At 44.3% G+C, this 18,951-nt stretch carries 10 protein-coding genes and 1 pseudogene; 3 read left to right on the plus strand and 8 right to left on the minus strand.

Annotated elements, in window-relative coordinates:
* Positions 1-48: 48 nt before the first annotated feature.
* The 3 genes from QT994_RS04230 to QT994_RS04240 all read right to left on the minus strand — a co-directional run bounded on the left by QT994_RS04230 (position 49) and on the right by QT994_RS04240 (position 6,156).
* Positions 49-909 (minus strand): class I SAM-dependent methyltransferase, encoded by an 861-nt coding sequence (locus tag QT994_RS04230; protein WP_333172038.1) that lies wholly within the window; start codon positions 907-909, stop codon positions 49-51.
* Between the two features lie 15 nt (positions 910-924).
* Positions 925-3,006, minus strand: coding sequence for a glycosyltransferase (locus tag QT994_RS04235; protein ID WP_333172040.1), 2,082 nt, complete (start codon positions 3,004-3,006; stop codon positions 925-927).
* Positions 3,007-3,183: 177 nt separating this feature from the next.
* Complete coding sequence (locus QT994_RS04240; protein ID WP_333172041.1) at positions 3,184-6,156, minus strand: hypothetical protein; 2,973 nt, start codon at positions 6,154-6,156, stop codon at positions 3,184-3,186.
* Between the two features lie 336 nt (positions 6,157-6,492).
* Between QT994_RS04240 and QT994_RS04245 the strand changes: the two genes are divergently transcribed.
* Both QT994_RS04245 and QT994_RS04250 read left to right on the plus strand, forming a co-directional pair.
* Positions 6,493-6,822: a tetratricopeptide repeat protein gene (locus QT994_RS04245; RefSeq protein WP_333172044.1), complete on the plus strand. Its 330-nt coding sequence runs from the start codon at positions 6,493-6,495 to the stop codon at positions 6,820-6,822.
* Positions 6,823-6,828: 6 nt separating this feature from the next.
* The gene (locus QT994_RS04250; RefSeq protein WP_333172046.1) at positions 6,829-7,134 is read left to right on the plus strand and encodes a tetratricopeptide repeat protein; all 306 of its coding nucleotides are present in this window, start codon (positions 6,829-6,831) and stop codon (positions 7,132-7,134) included.
* A gap of 92 nt (positions 7,135-7,226) precedes the next feature.
* On the opposite strand, the gene QT994_RS04255 is transcribed toward QT994_RS04250, so the two are convergent.
* The 5 genes and pseudogenes from QT994_RS04255 to nadD form a co-directional block, all read right to left on the minus strand.
* Positions 7,227-12,269 carry an FkbM family methyltransferase gene (locus QT994_RS04255; RefSeq protein WP_333172049.1) on the minus strand — a complete coding sequence of 1,681 codons (5,043 nt, stop codon included), beginning with the start codon at positions 12,267-12,269 and terminating at the stop codon, positions 7,227-7,229.
* 379 nt (positions 12,270-12,648) lie between these two features.
* Positions 12,649-12,997, minus strand: a pseudogene (locus QT994_RS27745) (sugar phosphate nucleotidyltransferase); the annotation flags it as partial.
* 90 nt (positions 12,998-13,087) lie between these two features.
* Positions 13,088-14,047 carry a GDP-mannose 4,6-dehydratase gene (locus QT994_RS04265; RefSeq protein ID WP_333172053.1) on the minus strand — a complete coding sequence of 320 codons (960 nt, stop codon included), beginning with the start codon at positions 14,045-14,047 and terminating at the stop codon, positions 13,088-13,090.
* Between the two features lie 422 nt (positions 14,048-14,469).
* Complete coding sequence (locus QT994_RS04270; protein WP_333045021.1) at positions 14,470-15,489, minus strand: type I glyceraldehyde-3-phosphate dehydrogenase; 1,020 nt, start codon at positions 15,487-15,489, stop codon at positions 14,470-14,472.
* 191 nt (positions 15,490-15,680) lie between these two features.
* Positions 15,681-16,397 carry a nicotinate (nicotinamide) nucleotide adenylyltransferase gene (gene nadD, locus QT994_RS04275; protein ID WP_333172055.1) on the minus strand — a complete coding sequence of 239 codons (717 nt, stop codon included), beginning with the start codon at positions 16,395-16,397 and terminating at the stop codon, positions 15,681-15,683.
* A 963-nt stretch (positions 16,398-17,360) separates the two neighbouring features.
* Here nadD and murC point away from each other — a divergent pair.
* Positions 17,361-18,917, plus strand: a complete 1,557-nt coding sequence (gene murC / locus QT994_RS04280; protein WP_333172057.1) for a UDP-N-acetylmuramate--L-alanine ligase — start codon at positions 17,361-17,363, stop codon at positions 18,915-18,917.
* Positions 18,918-18,951: the final 34 nt, after the last annotated feature.

Here is an 18,951-nt window from a genome sequence, read left to right on the forward strand (position 1 = left end):
GTTTTGGCTGAGTAGAAATGTCTGAATATGATTGAAAAACGATTTAATCTATGAAGCCTTTTGAATGAGCAGCCCCAAGGATGTTGTGACATATTGTTCCAACTGAAGCTTTAAGTGTATCCCCGACCAGGGCGGTAGGTCTATGTGACGATCGAAGGGCCCGCTTCCAGTGTTGTAGTTGAGGACTATTTCGTGTCCTTGGCTTGTCAAATCTGCTGCGAGTCTGTCGATGTCCTGCCGTCGAAACAGTACAGTCTGTTGGTGGTCGATCGTCGCGTCATTAGAAAAAACGTTGAATTCGGTGGTATGTACTGCTATTCCGCCCGGACGCAGACACTTAAGGCTGTTTTTGACGAATTGCAGCCCCAGTTCGATTGAGCCGACGTGCTCGAAAGCGCAAGACGAATAGACAAAATCGAAGCCGACCAAATCAGGATCTATCTTGTTCATATCTGCCACGCGGTAACTCACCTTGGATGCAAAGCGTTCGGGGGGGCAGATGCCGCGATCGTTAAGTGCCTCTAGCGTGGCTGCATATTGACCGGTACCTGCCCATCCCTGCTTAGTGGCCTCCTCTGAATCTAGGTCTGTGGCCACCACTTCGCAGCCTCGCGCCGCCATTACAGCTACTAACGGTTCCTGGCCGACACCAAAACCTAGTCCGCGCCTGCCTGGTGACATCATGCCCGCCTCAGACAGACACTGGAGGATATAGGCGTACTCCCACAGTTTTCGATGAAATATTGGCTCGTGCGGCAGACGAGTTTCCTCACACCAATAGTAGAAGGCATCCGATCGACACTGGGCCTCGGTGGCCATTTGCGAGACTGGATTAGTGAGGCTCGGCTCATCGTTGATAATAACTGGCTGCTGATTGATGGCAGTTGTCGCAGCGTTTTTTTTAATCATACATAGCACCGATCCCTAAGTCCAATGGAGTTCTGAGTTTTCTGTAGTTCTCTCTTTCCGCTTCTGTCTCAAGTTCAATGCGGTTTGATAAAGTTCCATATCTTCGCTATTGATAGCTGCTAACTTAGCTAGCAGATTTTTGTCACTCAACACATTGTTAACATAACCGTGATACCCGGGGTATCTATTTTTGTTATGCCAACCAATTTCTACCTCTGGCAAACCTAGCATCTCTCTCAGGTCACTTAGGTCATCGCGGAAAAATTCTTGGATGCCGACAAAGTAAAAATCACTTAGCTTCCTTCCCAGAACGCACCTCGACATCAAGTTCTGGGTTGCGGTTAACTCAGCAAATTCCAGCAGACTCGGCTTGGTTTGACTGACATATTTCAGAAATTCATCCTCAGTAACGTCACTCCGCATACTAATAGAATCACAATACCAGGAAATTAAGCGAGTAATGGGATGCCTTAACCAAATTATCGAGGGAACGGAATGCAAAAAACATCCTCTGTACTTGACAGCCGGAAAATTGCCGTGAATTATTCTAGTTTCTCTATTAATCCAACCTTGTTGCACGATAGTAGCTAAAGACATATTTTTGTATTCTTTAACTAATTTATCGCTACCATAAACTTGTTCTAAAATCTTGCTAAACGTTACGCCTGCTGTTTTTGGTATATGTACGGAAATTAATTTTACTTCCGAAGCTAAGGGCAAAAGTCCTTCCTCCACAAGCTTCCACAAAGCCTCAAATTCCGGTGAATCCCGCATTTCACAGAGGAATTGCTGACGTGTGAACCGGCCATCACGTAAAAATTGGATGTAGGTTTCTTTGCCTTCGCGGTCGGGAGCGCGTTTTAGATAGCCGTGATAAGCTACCTCCAGAAAATCTCCATCGTTGAGGCTCTCAGTTTCTTGCAAAAATTCTGCATCGTTGATTTGAGGGAGTTGAAATTGAGATTGCTCTAATTGCCTGCGAATCCCTATTTTCATAATATGTTGCAAGCGGCTTCTAATTGTGCTGCCAACTGTCTGCGGACTCAGTAAAGACTTAATCTCCCTAGCGGCTCTGGCTCCTACTTGCTCAGCTTCTTGATAATTGTGAAAAACATACTGCATTAAGGAGGCGGCATGGTCAATATCAGGTTCTGCCCAGACACTACCTTTTGGGTAAGGCCCATAATCTTCAGTAGTTGTAACTAGGTCATATTTCACCAGAAAACTATTCCCTACATTCATAAATTCCACATTTGAGGAGTATGCAGTAGCGATCGTAGGTTTTCCATAAAACATCGCTTCAGCCATGGTCAAGCCAAAACCCTCTGAACGATGTAGCGACACATAACAATCACAACAGTTAACTAAGGAATGAATTTCTTCTTTCTTTAAATCTCCTTCTATAAACTTAATAGATGACCATTCTTTTGCCGAACTCAAAAGTTGCTCTTGCTGCTGTTTAAACTGTGGATGCGGTCGGAACTTAATCACCAATAGCACATCATTATTTAGTTTATCAAAAGCTCGTTGAAATGCCTCTACTGTAGCTATTGGATTTTTTCTTTCAAATATGCTTCCCAAGTCGAACATGAACAAAAAAATAAATTTATTTTTGGGTAATCCTAAAGCTTCTCTCCCCAATGATGATTGTGGCAGATAAATGCTAGGTGCTACTTTTAGAACTGGAATAGACGATACCTTAGCAATGGCTTCAGCCGTGTAATGGCTATAAGTCCATATCTCATCAAATAAATCAAAAGCACCTTGCCAAAAATAGGGAAATGTTGGCAGTTCCCAAGCCCAAAAGCCTATATTGTATCTACCCTGAAAGTATTCAGAACCAATTTGCTCCATATGGACTGGATTAGGATTGGCATGAACGATGTTGATTGGGTACGGATTATTTTCAGAAAAATCTGTGTATGTATAATCTAAGTTCCGCTGCGAACTTTCTTTAAGATCCTTGAGTGCGAAGGGAATGCCTGCTGCTTCTATTGCTCTAATGGTACCTCTCATGCCTTCGCCCAGACCAAATTCACCTGTCACGTGGCCTACAAGATTGACACCAAAAGTATAACTTACTGTTTGATTGAACATAGTCAATTTTATCCTCCTGATAATGGTGAATAGAACTTAAGCTTGAAATTGACAACCTACTGTTTTTATCGTCACCTTCAGGAACGAACGATTGATCGCCCTGTGAAGACAGTGTTCTAAGTTTATCAACGAAGGTCAGATTGCGATCGGCGCTCGTCGGTTGCTAGCACTCTCACTCTAGTGCTTCGGAATTACACTGTTGCCATTATGAAGACCGCGACGCATCAATTCATTCCATTCCGCTGAGTTAATCAGGGAGTTGGTATCAAGCTGATACCCCTTTTCTGAACTGAACTGGGCAAAACTCTCTAACCATTTTAATACTGTTTCTGTTGCGGAGAAAGGGGTACACTTTAATGATTGTTTGAGAAAGTGAGCCATACCTTTCATATCACCATTGTGATGAGCGTGCCAAGCCTCCCACACCAGAAGTTTGTAATCTAACTGGATTCGTAAGTCAGAATCTCCAACCATAGCTTCCTGAAACTGTAGTCTTTCCCCTTCAGCCTGAGTCTGATGCAGTTGAGCCTGAGATTGCTCCAATTCTCCTTGAGTCTGATGCAGTTGAGCCTGAGATTGCTCCAATTCTCCTTGAGTCTGATGCAGTTGAGCCTGAGATTGCTCCAATTCTCCTTGAGTCTGATGCAGTTGAGCATGAGATTGCTCCAATTCTGCCTGAGTCTGGTGCAGTTGAGCATGAGATTGCTCCAATTCTGCCTGAGTCTGGTGCAGTTGAGCATGAGATTGCTCCAATTCTGCCTGAGTCTGGTGCAGTTGAGACTGGGATTGCTCCAATTCTCCCTGAGTCTGGTGCAGTTGAGCCTGAGATTGCTCCAATTCTCCTTGAGTCTGGTGCAGTTGAGCATGAGATTGCTCCAATTCTCCCTGAGTCTGATGCAGTTGAGCATGAGATTGCTCCAATTCTCCCTGAGTCTGATGCAGTTGAGCATGAGATTGCTCCAATTCTCCCTGAGTCTGGTGCAGTTGCAACTGGGATTGCTCCAATTCTCCCTGAGTCTGGTGCAGTTGCAACTGGGATTGCTCCAATTCTCCCTGAGTCTGGTGCAGTTGCAACTGGGATTGTACCAATTCTCCCTGAGTCTGGTGCAGTTGCAACTGGGATTGTACCAATACTGCTTGAGTCTGGTGCAGTTGAGACTGGGATTGCTCCAATTCTCCCTGAGTCTGGTGCAGTTGAGACTGGGATTGCTCCAATTCTCCCTGAGTCTGATGCAGTTGAGACTGAGATTGCTCCAATTCTCCCTGAGTCTGATGCAGTTGAGACTGAGATTGCTCCAATTCTCCTTGAGTCTGATGCAGTTGAGCCTGAGATTGCTTCAATTCTCCCTGAGTCTGGTGCAGTTGAGACTGAGATTGCTCCAATTCTCCCTGAGTCTGGTGCAGTTGAGACTGAGATTGCTCCAATTCTCCCTGAGTCTGATGCAGTTGCAACTGGGATTGTGCCAATTGACTCTGTGCTTGGTGCATTAGCACTTTGTATTGCTCCAATTCTCCCTGAGTCTGGTGCATTAGCACTTTGTATTGCTCCAATTCTCCCTGAGTCTGGTGCAGTTGCACTTTGTATTGATCCAATTCTATTCGAGTCTCGTATGGCATATGATAATAAAGAGGGGTAGGATCAACTTCTAAGTTGAGCTGAAAGTTTTTTGAAAGTTTGGAAAGTTCTATAACAGCGATCGCATTTGCAAAAGGAAAAGGATGATTGTACTCTACATTACTAAGTTCTATCTCTTCTATTTCTTCCCAAAGCATTTTGACGCTATCCTTTGTGGGATCTCTATTAATTAATCTTAAGAAACTTGTACGGATTGCTTCTTGAGGAATTCCATATTTTTTCAAGAGTGCCAGATACTGCGCGCTGAACTGAATGTACCATCCTCCGTCCGTAAGGACTCCAAAGGGAACTGTAATCAATGCTTTTCCCTCACTAGCGAGCAAATCGTATATCTTGGCGATGGCCTTCAGTGGAGCTTCCAGATCGCGAATTTCGGTAGACTCACCGTAAGCACCGCGCGGATCAAGTCCCTGACCTATATGTTCGACGGTAGAAATTGAAACTATAGAATCATATTTTTCGTCTGATTCAAGTGTCATTAAATCTTCGTTATCCACGCCTATATCTATTTCAAATTTGTCTATAATTCTTCTTTTAATAACCCCCATCTGTTCGCCTAGTGAGCTTTCATAGCGAGAAAGTACGTTCCCCACTTCTAAAACACGGTCTGAATTTTGGATATTAATCAGCCAATTAAACCCTATTGAAACTTCAACCGCTCTTTCCGAGGGATTGTTATACGGTATGCGATTGTAATATAATTCTTTTCCTTGAAATAAAAATGTTTTTTTCCACTTTGTCATTTTTGCCCCTCCTTTGCCTATTATTTTCAAATCAACTTGACTATCTGGTTTTTTTGATTGACTCAATTGGTACTGAACCCGGTTCCATCCTGCTAGAATTGGCTGTAGTAAACTTAATTCTTGTCTCCGCTTTGCTCTCAAACTTAATGCTTCCTCATAAAGTTCTATATCTTGCCTATTGTTTTCTACTAACTTGCTGATAATTGTTTTGTTACTCAATACATTTTGTAAATCTTCTTGGTACTTAGGATTGGGGTTGATATTTTCCTGAACCACCGTCAATTCTGGCCACCCAAGCATGGTTTTCAGTTCTAATAAGTCCTCTCTGAAAAACTCTTGCACCCCGACAAAATAAAAATCCTTTAGCATCTTTCCACAAGTATTTTGGCATAATATATTTCTTATTTCCGGTTGATCGGCAAATTCATATATTCCAATTTTTGATTGTTGCAATTTTCCTACTATCGTGTTGTCACCCTTCTGTAATGGGAGATATCGCCAGTAAAAGTATAGGGAAACTAATAAATATATCGGATGCCTCAGCCAAATAATTCTTTTAGCTTCGGGGAAAAAGCTCTCATACTTGCTTAGAGAAAAATGACCGTTAATTACTCTGATTTGTGAAGGAATTTCATGAGGTTCATAAACTTTTGGTCTAGACGCATCTAGATAATCATAGTAAATATGTTGCGAGCCGTAAACTTGCTGTAAAGCAGATTGAAACGTTGCTCCTGCTGTTTTTGGAACGTGAACGGCAATTAATTCAACCACAATAATACCTATATACCTCTATAGATTTTGTTGAAACATTTTTTTTATGTAAGATATTTCATCTACTATCATCGGCACCACTTTGTACTTCGCCTCCTATTCTAATTCTTCCTTGTTATTCGCTAGATTGCTTCGACAGAAGGCAAGTTGCGTCATTGTGAACTGACTGGTAGCGCTCGCAAAATGTTCCCCATGTCAACCGTAAATCCTCAATTCAGTATTTTACTGTGTTTGAGTAGGGTCAGGTCAGTCCAGTGAGTTCTTGTCTTGCTCGCACACTTCAGTTAAAATCAACTACGTTGCAAGTTTATCACAAGTGGCACTTATTCAAAATTAATGCAAAAAACGGCTATAACCCATATCCACGAAGCAAATCATTTTATAGAGTCAGGCAATTTAGATGAAGCGATCGCAGCCTACCGCCGTGCCATTGAGCTAAATCCTAACCTATCTTGGTCTCACCACAATTTAGGGGAAGCTCTAGCGAAACTCGGTCAATTCGAGGAAGCGATCGCATCTTACCCCCGCGCCATAGAACTCAACCCGGATTTTTCTGGGTCTTATTATCACTTGGGGGATGCTTTAGATCGACAGCAACAGTGGGAAGAAGCAGTGGCTGCCTTTCGTAAAGCTACTGAACTCAATGCCGATCACTTTGGTTCTTAGTGTGGATTGGGGCAGAGTTTGGTGAAACTGGGCCGGTTAGATGAGGCGATCACGGCTTACCGCCAAGCAAGTATTCTCAACCCGGATGTTGATTGGATTTACGGCTGCATAGCAGATATTTTGCAGCAGCGAAGAGAGTTGGATTTGGAGGCGGCGATTGCCTCCTACCGCCGTGCAGTACAACTAAATCCAAATGACGTGCAAGCATACCGCAACCTGCTAAATATTCAACCAGATAACTTTGAAATTTATTTGGATTGGGGGAATGCTTTAGCGAAACAGGGGGATTGGCGGGGGACGATCAACTTCTAGAGTCAGGGACTCTGGAGGAGGCGATTGGCTCTCGTTTTGATGTTGTTGGGGTGTTGGACTCCATCATAAAGTTAAACTCTGTTTCTTTAGATCTAAGCGACTCCAGCCTGCTCTAGCCGATTTTTCAGGGAATCAATGTTAACAAGTGTATCTTCACAACCCTCTTTGTAGTAAACGAGTTGACGCAACTGAGGACATTGAATTCCTGAACCTACCAAATAGTAGTAATCAAGTCTCTGGTAATGGCTAATCAGTTCGCCAATTTGAACGATCTGGTGGGGCGAGAAAATTTCGATAACTTTAGTTCCCGGCTGGCAAAAAACAAGGTTGCTGACTGCTGAACCGTGCATCAGGACTACAACCTCAGCCTGAGCCATCAATGAGACTTGTTCAGCAAAGGATATTGACTCTGCGAAGATTCTTGTAAAACCCAGCTCATTCAAAAGATTTAACACTTCATATTCATTAATTGTTCTCCGTTCTCTTCCTGCATTCCGACTGATATATATACGCTTTAGCTGCCTTGATTTTGATGGTAGTGCTAGGGGAAGAAACTTGCTTCTGAGGAAATCGCACGCCCATTTTGTTGGGAAACACTGGTAACCGGGATAAGAGGGAACAACTAATTTATTAGCTTTTATATGGGCATGATTCTTGGTCTCTATGATTTTATTGACGGGAATACCCAACACCTCAAGGGTTTCTTTTTGAAAAGGTGATCGGTAACCGTTAATTAAAAATTTGTCAATACTGCCCAGCTCAATTCCACTTAGTTGTAACAATCCTATCCTCGGAAGTAAATCTAACATCCAATGGTAATAAATGAGTCCAGTATCTACGGATAAGACAGCTACAGTACCATTAATATGCTCAACAAGTGGTAAATTGGTTGCTGAGAAAATAGGATGTCGATCTATGGGTATGCCAGGGCAGGTAGAAACATCTAGCAATAACTGATTATCTGAGGTTATAACGGCAGTTTTAGTGTTATAGCCGTACTCGCAATACCGACCCTCTGGTATTGTGACTACAAATGTGGCGGGCGACTCAAATTGACTCCACCAACTACTATTCAATATCGGATAGAAAGCTCTATCTATTGTTTGCGGCGGTGCTGAGAGCGAGAAGTGATGGGGAGAGTGGAGTTCTATGTAGTTAGTTTGCTTTAATGGAGATGCAAGTACCCACTCCCGCACAGTGCCATAACACCCTTGCGGAAGTGCAGCAGGCTGTGCTTTTTGAAAATACAAGTTAGCTTCTTCCTGTTTGCCTTGCTGTTGGAGAATACTGCCTATATAACTTTGGGCGATCGAACCAAACGTGTGATGTTCTAAATCAATTAGGTCTTGGAAACACGAAATAGCTTCATCGAACTTAGATTGTGCATGAAGTAAGCCTCCCAATAGCAGATAAGCCCCAACATATTCTGGATCTATTTGGATAGATTTTTGGTAAAATTTAATTGCTTCGTCAAAATTATTTTGGTGTGACTTTGCCTGTCCTATATAAAAGTAAACTTCCGCCCATTTGGGATGCTGCTGAATAACTTTTTGATAGGAGGTAATTGCCTCATCAAGTTTGTTTTGCTGTGCTAGTGCTTGCCCGATATAAAAGTAAATTTCCGCCCATTCTGGGTGCTGCTGAATAGCTTTATGGTATGAGGTAATTGCCTCATCAAGTTGATTTTGCTGTGCTTGCGCTTTCCCTAAATCGAAGTAAATTTGAGCTGCGTCGGGGGAGTCAGATTGAATTAAGAGCGACTTTTGGTATGCCTGTATGGCCTCACCTGCCTTGCCCCTTGCTGCTAGGAGTTTCCCTAAACAAGCGTATAATTCGGCTGAGTCGGGTTGATTTAGTAAGGCTTTGAAAAATTTCGCTCTCAGAGCCACCTGTGCATCGGGTTGGTTCTGGGTGGCTAGATTGTCGGCCCAACGACTGTAGGCTAGCACGAGGTCGGATTTTGACCGAATTGCCTGGTGATAGGCGGCGATCGCCTCATCCCATTGGGCTTGTTTTGCCCATAGAGATCCCATATGCCAGTAAGTTTCCTCTTCAGAAGCTGAGGCGATCGGTTCCCACACCCCCTTAAATTCTACTGATTGTTGCATTCCGGCGAGAATTGTTCGGCGCGTAATGCTCTTGTCCCCGAGGAGCTTGATATACCACTGTTTGCCTGCTTCATCTGGATAGCGGAGCAAATATTTACGGTAAGCTGCTTGCAAAAACTCTTCATCGCTGAGTTGATAATTGGTTAGCAGAAATTGTACGTCGTTTAGTTTAAATTCTTCTGGTATTGAATCGCTGTTTAATTTTTTCGGGTTCTCCCACAAAAGAGGCTCGCTATTCCAAGGATCGAAGGGGATTAGTTTCTCGGTTGACCAGTCGGGACGAAAGAAGAACTTGCCTGTTTCGTTAAGCATACACGCTGCAAACGAAAAACTGCTATTTGATATAGCGACAACATCGCACTGGCTCAATATGTAAAAATCTGAATAAAAGTCTGCTTCGGACACATTAGCACCTAAATCTTGTGCTGTTACTGGGTTGTATTCTCCAAAATCCCCGATAACTTTTCCAATTTCGTCGCTAGCAATGAATAGTACAGGTTCGTCCAGCCTTTCCCAGAGACCCCTGAGCCACTCTTTATACCATTCGCTAGGTGCTGGTAAGAAAGGTACTGTATTAAACTGGCTGTAGTCCCCGCGGCGAAGGTGCAGACCTACAACAGTTTTGCCTAGAGAACGCAGGCAAGCGATGGCAGCTTGCATTTTTGTTTCAACTTCTGTCGCTGGTTTAAATAACGATCGCACGTAATTTTTGTAGGGAGCGTAATATTTTGTGTGGTACTGGCAGTAACCCGAAAAGTCTACATTTTTGTAAATAGTTGGCGAATTGGGGATGATAGCTTCTGCAAACCAAACAGAAAATGTTCCATCTTGTTGCCTAACTTCTTGAATTTGAGGTAATTTCTGAGAAATCGGCTGGTCTTGATGACCAAATAGATATTGTCCGATCCAAGCAGGTGTCTCGCACCGGAGATTATGCTGTTTGGCATAGATTCTTAAAAAAGCGTACTCAAATATCTGGTTTCCAAATCGATTGATGTCAAGTTCCGACATAGTAACGGCTGGCTTTTTGACATAAAACGCATCCCCCCAAGACGGGTGAAGCGGGGTTGTTGTTGCAGCACGATCGAAACCATAATTCTCCAAAAATTCGTCAATTTGGTCAATCAAGGCGCAGCCTTCGTACAGTTCTTCGTAATTTACTTCTGTGTTAATTGCTTCTACATATTTCAGTAAATTAGTCGCTCCTTGCAAAGCCAAAAGTTCTGCACCTTGGATATCTATGTTGAGGATATTAAAATCCGCAGCTTCCAGTTCCAGTTCTTGCAGCAGGGTATCTAGAGTTTTTGATTCTACTGTTACTTGGTGAGTTTCCTGAATGGTGGGATAAATCTCTGCATGAAGCTTTAACGGCAAAATCGAACTGCTTTGATCCATTGAAGTGACGTGCAAGTTGACCGTGCCATTTCTATCGCTCGCAGCACAATTAACTGCTTGCACGTTGGGGAATCCTGCTATTTTGAGCTGCAATCTTTCAAACACTTCTGGGTTAGCTTCGATATACAATACCCTTTGTATGCCCATTGCTTGGTACAATGCAGTTTCATTACCTTCGTGAGCTCCAACGTGAACCACACCGCGCGGAACGATGGAATGCTGCGTACAAACTTGCCGTAAATCAAGCATTTGGGGTGCTTCACCCAAAACTGCCGAGCGAAAGCGTTCGTTTACTGCTAAGAAAATGCTCCACTGATAGTTTTCATGATCGGGCTGAAAATAGGGAAAATACTCTAATCCATCTGGTTGAATCTTAAATATTGCATATCGCAAGTTTTGAAAATATTCAAAAACTTGTTTGAGTGTTGTTTTCGAGTCTATATAAGTACCCCCGTATTCAAATTGAATGTAATCAATTTTACCCTGGCGCAATAAATTATTAGCTCCCTCTAGTACATTTAATTCGCCACCTTCCACATCTATCTTTAAAAAATTAATGTGGTTAATTTCTTGCCTTTGACAGTAATTATCTATAGTAGTTGTCAAAACATTGATAATTTGAGGCTGCTTAATATCATATTCCTTTTCAGCCTGCAATCTGCGGTAAAATGTACTCCATTCTGGAGAGTCATGATAATAAGCAAACTTCTTTGATTCTTCTTGTTTCCCTACCGCATAGTTATTGGGAATAATTTGACTATTACAAATTCCTTCGGCTAAATTTTGTAAAAGACTTTTGTAAATTTTAGGAACTGGCTCAAACAGGTGGATTTCTGCATTAGGAAATTGATTAAATACTTCCTCACTCCAACTGCCAACATTCGCACCTACATCAAAAACTACTTGACCAGATGCGATGAATCTTTCGATACATAGCAATTCGCCGCTGTGCAAGCTTGTCTTGACTGTGGGTCTAGGCTTTGGCGGTTTTTCAGGCAATGCAGGTGCTGGCTTTTGGAGCGATCGCACTTCATCTTCCCATGCCTTTGTGCTAACTTCCTGACTATACTGAGCCACGAGGAATTTGGCTCCTTCGGGAACAGAAACTATCACATCCTCAACTATAACGGTATATCGACTTCTTCCAGAATTCAACAAACTGGTAACAGCATCAATAGTCGGCCACTGCTCTATACGGTGAGGACTCGGGGGCGGACATAAAAAAAGGCGTGCATCATCTATTAGGATAAAGTGATCGAATTCAGAATCGTTGATGATTTGCAACTCTTCCAGCAGCGGACACTCCTCAGATTCTCCATATGTTATTCCCCCGCTCCAGTGAGCGTCTAGCCAAAAAATACAAGGTTCCTTGAGCGTGGGTAAAATTCTTGCAAGCTGCTCTTTTGAGTTTCCCAATACGAAGTCGATATTTTTTAAGTGACCGTAGTTATGTACTACTGCCTCATATATTTCTTTAGCTGCTTCGATTGTTATAACTTTTGGAAAATACTGTGCAGCCCACAATGCAGTTGCACCGCAGTTGGTGCCAGTTTCAATAAAACCTTGCAAATGGTATGCTTCTTTCAAGGCTATTGCTAGCTCTGTTGGCACTCCTCCTCTGATTAAACCCATTGTAATTACTCCTTATCTAAAATTGGGAAATACGTACATCTGAAAGATGGTTACAGCTCTAGCTTGTTGTCAGAAATATCTTTGTGTAAGCTGCTTGAGCTGGAGCTTTATTGAAGACAATAAAGCTCCAGCTCAAGCAGCTTATAAGGATTGAAAGCGATCATCATTTGTTCCCGCAAATCTAATTTTACAGTTTTCCCGGCTTTTCTGTTCACAGTCGCCGCAACCACGATCCAGGCCAGTCAGTAAGGTTTTCACTTAACTCACTTTCATTAAAATACCATGCTGGTTGCTGGATAACAAAATCAGAATGTCGATTGGCAAGCTCAGCCGTCCCAGTACGATGCTTCCTGTTCCACTCAGGATGATCAGTAATTTATTTCTCCACACGTTTCACCCCCCCTGTCATGGTGTCTTGGCCCTGTTTCCGCCACTGTCACCTTAAAATCTTGCTTCTGGTGTTCTTCGTGATAGGTGATCGGATTTTGACGGCCCAAGCAAATAGTAGACTCATTATTCATCGCTTCATAATTGAGGAAAGACTCCTTAATCATGTTGCCCTGATAATCCAAATACACAAAAAAATCTTGAAATCCTTAAGGGGCATAGGTTTTCATAATATGCTAGAGAATCGGACGCCCGCCCACATCAACTAAGGGCTTGGGACGAAATTCTGTTTCTTCTCGGAGACGTGTTCCCAAACCGCCGGCTAATAGAACTATTTGCATTGTTTCACATCTTGAAAAGGGTACACAACCGCTGATAATTCACAACAGGTATTTATTGCAAACAAAGATCTATTTTTTATGAAAAAATCCTCACACCTTACCCATCCTCGCCTCTACCATCATCCGCACCACATCGGGCATTTTATATTTGGCCTCCCAGCCCAATTTTTCTTTTGCCTTACCCGGATTTCCCCTCCCAACTGCAATCTCCGTCGGTCTGTAAAGACTCGCATCGGTTACTAAATGTTCCTGCCAATCCAAACCAGCAGAAATAAACGCTGTCTGCACAAACTCCTCCAAAGGATAGCTTACACCCGTGGCAATTACATAATCGTCCGGTTCTTCCTGCTGCAACATCAAATACATCGCCTCCACATATTCCGGCGCCCAACCCCAGTCCCGCTGCACTGAAACATTACCTAAATGCAGTTTTTCCGCACTACCCGCAGCAATTCGGCACACAACAGATACAATTTTTTGGGTAACAAACCTCTCCGGCCGCAGCGACGACTCGTGATTGAACAAAATACCAGAACACGCAAACAAATTGTACGCTTCTCGATAATTCGCTACTTCCCAAAATGCCGTTGCTTTCGCCACCGCGTAAGGACTTCTGGGGCGAAAAGGCGTGTTTTCATCCGCTGCACTGCCTCCGGTATCCCCAAAACATTCGCTGGAACTGGCGTTGTAAAGTTTGATTTTTCCGCCTGTAAACCGAATTGCTTCTAAGAGATTCAATGTGCCTGTGGCAATGCTTTCGAGGGTTTCTACGGGTTGTTCAAAAGACAGACCGACGGAACTTTGACCTGCTAGATTGTACACTTCGTCGGGCTGAATTTTCGCTAGTACCTGCAAAACGCTGCGAAAATCGTTGAGAGACATGGATTCTAGTTTTACTCGGTCTCGGATGCCCAAACGGGCCAGGTTTCCGAAACTAGAAATTTGGGCGTCCCTGGAGGTGCCGCAAACTTCATAACCTTGATCGAGCAACAGTTTAGCTAAATAAGCTCCGTCCTGACCTGATATACCGCTAATTAACGCTTTTTTCATATCACATTTTGTTTTCAACAATGTACCGTAGCTGTTGCTATTTTTTCAGGTTTTTAACTTTTATAGTCGGAATTTTTATTTTTTTAATATTTGGGGTTTTCCGAGAACTTAACCAAAGCAATTTTAAGCGCTTACTACAAACAAACAACAAATTTATCATCAAGCAGACCCGAAAGCCCGATCGAAGTATGATTGCAAAAAGCTTGATCAATAGCTGAGAGTAGCAGCATAAGCATATAGTAGGGACACGCCACTGCCATGTCCCTACTATATTTCATTTTGTACTCGCCAACTATCGACTGCCAAAAGCCTCTAGCGCTCGAAAACAGAAATAACAAGTCAGCTAGAAATCGACTCAAAAGTAAAAAATATCAGGATTTTTTACCTTCTGCCGAATGACTAAGGCCTTCTGCCTTCGGGTACTAGGCTTCCCACCTTTCGGCGACTAATTCCGCCAAGTCAACAACCCGCTGACTGTAGCCCCACTCATTGTCGTACCAAGCCAAAACCTTTACCATGTCGCCATCCATCACCAGCGTTAAGCTGGAATCCAGAATCGAAGAAGCATCACTTCCGCGATAGTCGCATGAAACTAAAGGCAAATCGTTGTACTCCAAAATCCCTTTCATGGAGCCAGAGGCAGCTTCTTGGAACACTTGATTTACTTGCTCGGTAAAAGTCTTTTTCTCTACCTGAGCCACAAAATCAACTACCGACACATTAGGAGTCGGCACGCGCATGGCGATACCGTTCAACTTGCCCTTCAATTCTGGAATCACCAAAGCCACAGCTTGGGCTGCTCCGGTAGAAGTCGGCACAATATTCATTGCTGCCGCCCGGGCCCGCCGCAAGTCGCGGTGGCTGGCATCCAGCAAGCGCTGGTCGCCAGTATAGCTGTGGGTAGTGGTCATCATGCCTTTGACGATGCCAAAATTTTCGTGCAGCACTTTCAGTACAGGAGCTAGACAGTTAGTAGTACAGCTAGCATTGCTGATGACTGTGTAGTCACTGTGCTTGTAGTTGTGGTGGTTGACTCCCATCACATAAGTGCCCACTTCAGAACCCTTGCCGGGAGCGGTAATTAGCACTTTTTTAGCACCGGCAGTGATATGCTTCGATGCACCAGCTTGGTCAACGAAGACACCGGTCGATTCAATAATCAGATCAATACCCCAATCTTTCCAAGGCAAGTTTAGCGGGTTGCGATCGCTCACGCATTTAACTGTCTTGCCGTTGAGAGTAATGGAATTTTCATCCGCACTGATGTCCACATTCTTCAACGTTCCCATCATGGAATCGTATCTCAGCAAGTGAGCATTACTTCTGGGATCGGAAGTGTCATTAATAGCTACCAACTCTAGCTGGCTGTTTTCTCTGCCCAGCCAGCAGCGCGCAAAACTGCGCCCAATACGTCCAAAACCATTGATCGCGACTCGAATCACTTTAGTACCTCCTAACGATGGCAGCCCTTAGCTCAGGCTTAAATTTTGGAAAAATTTAAGAATTGACTTATGAGACAAGATCATATCGCAAAGGTCGATCCTTTCTAACTTTTTGTGTCGATCAAAAAAGCTTGAACTTTTCTAGAAGGCTGAAATTGCAAGGCAGAAGGCATTAGGCTTTCTGCCGCTGGTTAGTGGTAAAGCTGATGGGCTGCAATATAAGTCCCGACAACTTCCGGGACTAAGTAGCGGAGGTCGATCTTTTCGGCGCAGCAGCGGCGGATGTGGCTGGACGAAATCTCGATCGCAGTCATGGAAAGGACCTCCCAGCGAATTTCCACGTCCAAAAGAGCCATTTGTTCGGCAACTCGCCGGCCCACAGCATTTGTCTGAACCTGCATCCTGTCTTCCCCGGAATCGAGGGGTTTTCCACTCGGACAATCTCCCCACTCGGACAGTTCCCCCATCTCCACGCTTTCTGCTGTCTCTCGATCTCCGTGATTCGGACGTGGGGCCACCAACCAGTCGCACAACCCGGCAATTTCGGCGCACCGGTGCCATTTGGGAAGACTAAGGAGTGCGTCACTACCAATAATCCAGTACCAGCGATGATCGCCTGGATACAATTTTTGCAAATACAGCAGGGTGTCGATCGCAAAAGAACTGTCCGAGGGATTTGCCTCCGGCGGCGAAATTACGAAGTCTGGGCGATCGCCGATCGCCAGAGCCAGCATTTCCCGCCGCTGCTCAAAACTTGCCAAATCCGGGCGCCACTTGTGAGGAGGAGAGCGATCCGGTACCCAAATGACTCGATCGAGAGCAAATTGACTTGCAGCCGTCTCGGCTACCAACACGTGACCCCAGTGAACCGGATCAAAAGTCCCCCCCAAAATCGCTATTTTTCCCATATTTCCCCCAAATCAGGATTAATACAGACATCGCGCCAATTTTATGTTTCTACGCTTTTAACCATAAGCTCGTTTATTAGAAAACCCTAGGTTTACATCGGGGACAAACCCCTCGACGACCCTAGTTTCGACGAGCGTCCTGGACGCAGAAACCGGTTTTTTCAACCCCCTTAATTCCTTCAAACCTTCAATAAGGTTTAAAAAACCCGGTTCTGAGGGTCGGAGTGGGTGCGGGACTGGATGATTAACCTTGCCAATATTAATCCCAACTTGTTTTGAGTGTGCGATCGACCGCCTGAGCATTCGTTGGTTGGCGGGTCAAAAAGTTGTGACAGTAAATATACTTTTTAGCGCAGTGGTAAAAACTTTCAGGGCTGCCAAGAGGGTTCATCAGCTTCTCAATCAAGCCCATGATTTGGTTTGCTCAATGGCTATTCGACTATTCCGACTAACTACATAACTTATATATACAATATACTAAAAATATATACTATAGCTGCGATCGTGTCAATCTCTGACTTGGGCGAGAAAATGACTGTAAAGGTAGATTTATGACTATAAAAGGAGCGAAAATTGGTCATACGTGGTAGTGTTTGTAAATCCTTATGGGTTTTACCCTCAATCTTAGAAAAAAGGTTGTGGGGCTTTTGCTGCCGTATCCGAGCACAGCAGGCGGATAGAAATAGAAAGAATGCAGGAGTATGCAAGCACCCAAAATTAGTCTGTTGGGCCAGACCCCAGACCCCGTTTTCTGTTACCTGCTATTTTCGAGCTGTGACTGTTCCGGAAAAATACTCGGTACTAAGTCATATAGGATACAAGACAAACATCTCTACAAGTCCCGCAAATCTAGGGACGCGCAGAGAATTTTGTACAAAATCTCTAGCGAACTGTATCCTGAAAAAACAATTCTTGATATGATATCGCGTGTTATTGGCGTGGTGTGGTGTGTGAGGAGCGAAGATGCCGAGTTCTGTTGATTTCAACGGTAGACCATTTCATTTCATCGGCATTGGTGGGATTGGGATGTCAGCCCTTGCCTATATTTTAGCTAAACGCAAGTTGCCTGTGTACGGTTCCGACATTAAATCGAGTCACATAACCGAGCGCTTGCAAGGAATGGGAGCTCATATTTTTTGGAGTCAAGACGCCAGCAATTTTGAATTATTTCAAACGGCCCTTAACGGTAGCAGTCCCGACTGCGGGCAACAGGAAAGGGCAGTATCCTCGATAGTCGCGGGTACGGTAGGGACTTCTGTCGCGACAGCCGAAGCTCTCCAATTGAACGGCAACGGTTCAACCGCCCAAGCAATTCTGGGATTGCCTCAAGTAGTATGTTCGACGGCTATTCACCCAGCCAATGCCGAATATCGAGCTGCTTTAGATTTGGGCTGTCCGATTTTTCATCGATCGGATGTGTTGGCAGCGTTAATTCAAGATTACCAAAGCATAGCCGTAGCGGGGACTCACGGCAAAACTACTACTAGCAGCTTAATCGGCTTCATGCTGATGGCGGCGGGTCTAGACCCGACGATCGTAGTAGGAGGCGAGGTCAATGCTTGGGAAGGCAATGCCCGTTTGGGAGAAGGCCCCTACTTAGTTGCCGAGGCTGATGAATCCGATGGTTCTCTCGTCAAGCTGGTTGCCAAAATTGGCATAGTGACGAATGTGGAACTGGATCATCCAGACCATTACGATACCCTTGACCAGGTAATAGACACATTTAAGGTGTTTGCCCAAAACTGTCAAACGTTGGTGGGCTGTATTGACGACCAAATCGTCAAAGAATGCCTTCAGCCTCATGTCAGTTATAGCTTGCAGCCAGACAGCGGTGCTGACTACACGGCTTCGGGCGTGGAGTACGGAGCCGAAAGCACCAAGGCTGGCATTTGGGAGCGAGGAGCTTTCCTGGGGGAAATGGAGTTGAAGTTGCTGGGCACACACAATCTCAGCAATGCACTAGCTGCGGTAGCAGTGGGTCGATTGTTGGGGTTAGAGTTTTCGGCGATTGCCAAAGCGATTGCTGGCTTTGAAGGAGCTCGCCGCCGTTTTGAGGTGCGGGGTTTTCACAATGACATCCTGTTTGTGGACGACTACGCCCACCATCCTAGCGAAATTCGTGTCACCTTGGCGGCGGCTCGCTTGCGTATCGAAGGTAGCGAAAAAAATCCCAAATCCCGAAGAGTGGTTGCAATTTTTCAACCCCACCGTTACAGCCGGACTCTGACATTTTTGCCAGAATTTGCTCAATCTTTTGGGGATGCTGATTTGGTTGTGGCTTGCGATATTTATAGTGCTGGGGAACCAAATTTAGGAGAGATTAGCGGGCAGCAGGTTGCTGATTTGATTGCTAAAGAAGGGCGAGAGGTTGAGTTTGCGCCTTCCCTGGAGTCAGTCACTAAGTTTTTAACCAAAAATCTGCAACCGGGGGATTTGGCTCTGTTTTTGGGGGCTGGTAATCTGAATCAGATTATTCCAGAGGTTATGGCTTTTTATCAACAAGCCGATCGCCCCGATTAGCTCGCGAACTGAGTAGAGTTGATCGACATTATGG

Source organism: Microcoleus sp. S13_B4, from assembly GCF_036700885.1.
Taxonomy (GTDB): domain Bacteria; phylum Cyanobacteriota; class Cyanobacteriia; order Cyanobacteriales; family Microcoleaceae; genus Microcoleus.

What these genes read in the sequence shown, in the direction of transcription:
- QT994_RS04230 (WP_333172038.1), bottom strand. Translation starts at nt 909, where the DNA reads ATGATTAAAAAAAACGCTGCGACAACTGCCATCAATCAGCAGCCAGTT.
- QT994_RS04235 (WP_333172040.1), bottom strand. Translation starts at nt 3,006, where the DNA reads ATGTTCAATCAAACAGTAAGTTATACTTTTGGTGTCAATCTTGTAGGC.
- QT994_RS04245 (WP_333172044.1), top strand. Translation starts at nt 6,493, where the DNA reads ATGCAAAAAACGGCTATAACCCATATCCACGAAGCAAATCATTTTATA.
- QT994_RS04255 (WP_333172049.1), bottom strand. Translation starts at nt 12,269, where the DNA reads ATGGGTTTAATCAGAGGAGGAGTGCCAACAGAGCTAGCAATAGCCTTG.
- QT994_RS04265 (WP_333172053.1), bottom strand. Translation starts at nt 14,047, where the DNA reads ATGAAAAAAGCGTTAATTAGCGGTATATCAGGTCAGGACGGAGCTTAT.
- nadD (WP_333172055.1), bottom strand. Translation starts at nt 16,397, where the DNA reads ATGGGAAAAATAGCGATTTTGGGGGGGACTTTTGATCCGGTTCACTGG.
- murC (WP_333172057.1), top strand. Translation starts at nt 17,361, where the DNA reads ATGCCGAGTTCTGTTGATTTCAACGGTAGACCATTTCATTTCATCGGC.